At 69.9% G+C, this 4,399-nt stretch carries 3 protein-coding genes; all 3 read left to right on the top strand.

Annotation, left to right across the window (positions count from 1 at the left end):
- Positions 1 to 675 (top strand): SDR family NAD(P)-dependent oxidoreductase (locus tag AC1D15_RS19510; RefSeq protein WP_477827283.1); only part of this gene is annotated, 675 nt, incomplete at its 5' end.
- 62 nt (positions 676 to 737) lie between these two features.
- Entirely contained in the window at positions 738 to 1,592 is an 855-nt protein-coding gene (locus tag AC1D15_RS19515; protein WP_477827284.1) for a MurR/RpiR family transcriptional regulator, read from the top strand.
- A gap of 148 nt (positions 1,593 to 1,740) precedes the next feature.
- The coding region (locus AC1D15_RS19520; protein WP_477827285.1) for an Ig-like domain-containing protein at positions 1,741 to 4,399 on the top strand (2,659 nt) is incomplete at its 3' end.

Consider the following 4,399-nt stretch of genomic DNA (forward strand, 5'->3'; position numbering starts at 1 on the left):
GTCTCGGGGCGCAGCGCGGACAAGGCCGAGAGCCTCGCCGCGTCGCTGCGCGCGCAGGGCGGCGACGTGCTGGGCCTCGCGATGGACGCGCACTCGGTCGACAGCGTGCGCGAGTCGGTCGATGCGGTGGCGCGGCATTTCGGCGCGCTCGACCTGCTGGTCAACTGCATCGGCATCCAGCGCGAGGAGCGGCTGGCCGAGGTCACCGAGGACGCGTTCGACGAAGTCGTGCAGGTCAACCTGAAGGCGGCGATGTTCCTCGCCCAGGCGGCAGGGCGGCACCAGGTCGAGGCCGTCGCGGCCGGCCGCGCGCCGGGGCGGCAGCTGCACCTGCTGTCGGTGCGCGCGCAACTGGGCATGCGCGACAGGGGCTACTCGGCGTACTGCGCGACCAAGGGTGCGCTGGTGATGCTGATCAAGCAGCATGCGGTGGAGCTGTCGGCGCACGGCATCACGGTGAACGGCATCGCGCCGACGGTGGTGCGCGGCGAGATGGGCGCGCACTGGCTGAACAACCCGGCGACGCGCGAGCACATCCTGCAGCGCATTCCGCTCGGGCGTGTCGCCGAGCCGCAGGACGTGGCGGGCGYCGCGGTGTTCTTCTGCGGGCCCGGGGCGGCCTTCGTGACAGGGCAGGTGCTGTACCTGGACGGCGGTCTGACGGCAACGCAGTGAGCGTCGAATGATTGTGGTTGCGTGGGATCAGAAAGAACGTTTGTTCATGATAAGTTTCATGGATGACCCGGGCCACCAGTTACGACGAATTGAAGGCTGCCATCGAGCAGGCCTACCCTGAGCTGCCGCAGCAGCTGCAACGCATTGCGCGCTATGCGCTGGACCAGCCGAACGAGTTGGCGCTGGGCACGGTGGCGGCGGTGGCCGAATCGGCGAAGGTGCAGCCCTCGTCGCTGATCCGCTTCGCGAATGCGCTGGAGTTCAAGGGCTTCTCCGAGATGCAGCAGGTGTTCCGCGGGCACCTGGTCGAGCGCTCGAGCAGCTACCGCGAGCGCATCGACCGGCAGCGCCGCCAGGGGCAGCCGGCGACCAAGGGGGCGGGGCTGCTGAGCCAGTTCGTCGGCGAAGCGGTGTCCGAGCTCGGCCAGCTCGAGGAGAGCGTGCGCGCGGCCGACCTCACGGCCGCGATCAAGCTGGTGTGCGCGGCACCGCGCGTGCATGTGCTGGCGCAGCGGCGCGCCTTCCCGGTCGCGTGCTACCTGGCCTATGCGCTGAGCCAGCTCGACCTGCGGGTGCACCTGCTCGACGGCGTGGGCGGCATGCTGCAGGAATCGCTGCGCAACCTGGAGCGCGGCGAGGTGCTGATCGCGACCAGCTTCCACAGCTATTCGCAGGAGGTCGTCGATGCTGCTGCGTCGGTGCATGCCCGCGGCGTGCGCGTGATCGCGATCACCGACAGCGCGCTGTCGCCGCTGAAGCCGTCGGCGACGGTGTGTTTCGAGCTCGGCCTCGCCTCCGACCGCCCGTTCCGCTCGCTGGTGGCGCCGCTGTGCCTGTCGCAGGCGCTGGTGGTGGGGGCGGGGCATCAGCTGGCGGAKGCGGGGAAGGGTGCGAAGGGCGCCCGGCCGCGTCCCTGATCCCGACCCCGATTGACACCCCTCCCCATGGCTGATATAAGAACAAATGTTCTTTGATATTGTTGTGTAGAACGTTCATTCAACAGGCGTTCTGCGCAGCATCCGCAGCACCGGACCACCGGCGCGCGGCCACTGATGGAGACAAACGATGTTCAAGCACCTTCGGCGCGCGCGTTGGGCTGCGCGCATTCTTCGTGTCGTCCGGACGCTGCCGATCGCCGCCACGCTGTGCGCGGCCGGCACCGCCAGCGCCGCCGGGCCGGGCCTGCCCAACCTCACCTACAGCGCCTCCGAGGTCTTCCAGCCGCTGTCCGTCATCCACAGCGCCGTCGGCGGCAGCGCGCGCGGCGAGGGCACCGTGCAGATGGTCGAGGGCTACCTGTTCGTGCCGTTCGGCAAGGACTCCGGCGTGTCGGGCGGCGGCTTCTCGTTCTACGACATCTCCAACCCGCGCTCGCCGGTGAAGGTGTCGCAGACCGACGTGACCGCACTGCGCGAGCCGCACGGCTTCGGCTTCGCCAACGGCGGCAAGCATGCGGTGATGCAGACCATCAACGGCATCATGTTCTGGGACTTCACGAACCCGCTCGCGCCGGTGCAGCTGAGCCAGCTGGTGCTGCCCGGCATCCAGGAGTCCGACTACGCGCTCGGCGCCTGGTGGGCGTTCTGGCAGGCGCCCTACGTCTACGTCGGCGGCTCGGGCAACGGCCTGCTGATCGTCAACGCCGCCGATCCGCGCAACCCGGTCTACGTGAAGACCATCCCGACCAGCACCTGGGGCGGCTTCCGCGTCGGCCCGACCTTCGCGGTCGGCAACCTGCTGGCGATGACCAGCACCGACGGCGCCGGCCTGGTGACGCTCGACATCAGCGATCCCGTCAACCCGCGCCTGATCGGCTCCAGCTCGACCACGCCCGGCCAGTACAGCGGCATCCTCAACGGCGAGCGCATCATCACCTCCGGCACCGACAACAAGCTGCATGTGTTCGACATCAGCAACCCGGCCGTCTTCACGCAGACCGCGGTGTCGGCCGACCAGGGCGGCAAGGGCGGCTACGTCTCGGTGCAGGGCGGCTACGCGCACTCCGGCTTCTCGGTCAAGTACTCGAAGGTCGACCTCGCCACCGGCGCGACCGCCGGCACCGGCACCTMCAACATCTCCGGCCGCGACGAAGACTTCGGCACCGTGTTCGGCAACCTGGTGCTGATCGGCAACGACCACGGCTCGGGCAGCGCGATCGTGCCGCACCAGGCGGCACCGTGGACGCAGACGCCGAGTGTCAACATGGTCTCGCCGAAGAACAACGCGGCCAGCATGCCGGTGACGAGCCGCATCGGCCTGACCACCACCGCGCACATCGACCTGCGCACCGTCTCGGCCACCAGCTTCATCGTGCGCCCGCTCGGCGGCTCGGCCCTGCCCGGGCGCTACAGCGGGCAGTCCGGCGTGCTGAACTTCGCGCCCGACGCGCCGCTCTTCCCCGGCACCACCTACGAGGTGGTGGTGCCCGCCGGCGGCATGAAGGACGACAACGGCAACGCGATCGCCGCGTTTACGTCGCGCTTCACGACCGCCGGCAGCGCGGCCGTGGCCTGCACGCTCGCGCCGCGCACGGCCGCCCTGGTCAACAGCAGCCAGTCGTTCGCACCCGCGTCCACCAGCGGCGCCAGCCTGCAGTACTCGTGGAGCTTCGGTGACGGCAGCAGCACCGCCTTCTCGACCACGCCGTCGGCCACCCATACCTACACCGCGCCGCGCCACTACCCGGTGATCCTGTCGGTGCGCAGCGGCACGCAGACCAGCACCTGCTCGGCCAACCAGACCATCCACACGCCGCCCACCGCCAACGCGCCGCGCAGCACCGGCACCATCGCGTACGACGCCGGCCGCAGCCGCGTCTGGGTCGTCAACTCCGACAGCAATACCGTCAGCGCGATCAACACCGCGAACAACACGCGGGCGCTGGAGGTCGGCGTCGGCACCAATCCGCAAACGCTCGCGTTCGCGCCGGACGGCCGGTTGTGGGTCGCCAACTTCGGCTCGGGCGACATCAGCATCCTCGACCCGGCGAGCGGCGGCCTGGTGCAATCGATCGCGCTCGGCAACGGCTCGCGGCCGTTCGGCATCGTCTTCAACCCTGCCGGCACCGCCGCCTACGTGTCGCTGTCGGGCTCGCAGGGCGTCGTCAAGCTGCACCCGACCACCGGCGCGGTGCAGGCCACGCTGTCGCTCGGCGCGGTGCCGCGCGGCATCGCGGTGAGCGGCGATTCGTCGCGCGTGCTCGTCACCCGCTACCTCTCGCCGGCCACGCGCGGCGAGGTGATCGAGGTGAACGCGGCGCTGACGGCCGTCACCCGCACCTTCGCGCTCGCGACCGACCCCGGCCCCGACACCGAGGCGAGCGGCCGCGGCGTGCCGAACTTCCTGACCTCGATCGCGATCCAGCCCGACGGCCAGCGCGCCTGGATCCCGTCGAAGAAGGACAACACGCTGCGCGGCAGCTTCCGCGACGGCCAGGCGCTCACCTTCGAGAGCACGGTGCGCACCATCGTCTCGCAGATCGCGCTCGACACCAATGCCGAGGTGCTGGCCGACCGCATCGACCTGAACGACCGCGAGCTCGCGAACGCGGTGGTCTTCAGCCCGCTCGGCGACTACGCCTTCGTCTCGACGCAGGGCACCAACCAGATCGAGGTGGTCGATGCCTACACGCGGCAGCTCAGCACCGGCATCGTCAACGTCGGCCGGGCGCCGCGCGGCCTGCTGCTGACGCCGAACGGGCGGCTGTACGTGCAGAACTTCATGT

The organism is Rhizobacter sp. P2_H2 (genome assembly GCF_056403375.1).